The organism is Allobosea sp. 01N443 (genome assembly GCF_056399325.1).
On record NZ_JBFTRC010000422.1, the window covers coordinates 1 to 629 of the forward strand.

1 protein-coding gene is annotated in these 629 nt (G+C 79.3%); it reads left to right on the forward strand.

Translation table 11 applies throughout. The features are described 5' to 3' along the window. Positions 1–282: 282 nt before the first annotated feature. On the forward strand, positions 283–629 hold a 347-nt coding region (locus AC1DRP_RS36805), incomplete at its 3' end, for a hypothetical protein (RefSeq protein ID WP_476771172.1).

The following is a 629-nucleotide window of genomic DNA, read 5'->3' on the forward strand; positions in this document are numbered from 1 at the left end:
CGCCGGCATGCTGATCTGCCCACGGCTGGCTGCGCCGCGATTGCCATAGGCCGCCGCGCCTCGGCCGGCATCGATGCCGTCAAAGGCGGTCCGGCTTGGTGTCGGGCGAGGTCTCGCGCCCTGCGGCGCCGCTGGTCGCGCCTGTGCCGCCGGAGGCCGTGCCGTGGGCCGCTCGGGGCCCGATGGTCGCGTCGCGGGCCGGCCTGCGTCGGCCTGCGGTCGCCCCTGTCCAGCCCCGCCCTGGGGGCGGTCCTGGCCGGGCCGTGCATCAGGACGGGCGGGTTGCTGCGACGGACGCTGGCCGATCATGCCTGCCGCCGCGCCGCCGATCGCGCCTGCCGCCGCACCGCCCAATGCTCCACCGACGCCGCCTGCGCCGCCTGGGCCACCGATGCCGCCAACACCACCGACGCCKCCTGGGCCGTCTGGGCCGCCGATGCCGCCAACACCACCGACGCCGCCCGGGCCGCCTGGGCTGCCGACGCCACCGATGCCGCCGGGCCCTCCGGGACCACCAACGCCGCCAGCCGGCCCGGGGCCGCCAATGCCGCCAACGCCACCCGGGGCGCCTGGCCGGCCAACGCCGCCTGGGCCTCCCGGTCCGCCAACACCGCCTGGGCGGCCTGGGC